1 protein-coding gene is annotated in these 205 nt (G+C 32.2%); it reads left to right on the top strand.

What is annotated here, in order from left to right; all coding sequences use genetic code 11:
* Positions 1 to 205: PTS sugar transporter subunit IIC (locus ABMA45_RS09340; protein ID WP_348030239.1), on the top strand; the 205-nt coding region annotated here is incomplete at both ends.

Below are 205 nucleotides of genomic sequence, written 5' to 3'. Positions count from 1 at the left end.
TTTGGTGAAAACGTAACAGATTTTATAGTTAATTCAATGCCAAAATGGTTTACAGGAGGATTATCAATAGCATGTGGAATGTTACCTGTTATTGGTATTGGAATGTTGCTTACATATATGCCTACAAAGAAGTACATAGGCTTTGTGGCAATAGGTTTTATATTAGTTGCGTATATGAATTTAAGCGTATTACCTGTAGCTATTA

Origin of the sequence: Eubacterium sp. CAG:156, assembly GCF_000434315.1 — a bacterium.
In the GTDB taxonomy this organism is placed as follows: domain Bacteria; phylum Bacillota; class Clostridia; order Lachnospirales; family Lachnospiraceae; genus Eubacterium_U; species Eubacterium_U album.
Note: the sequence above shows the minus strand (reverse complement) of the source record. Positions and strands in the feature narration are given on the sequence as shown.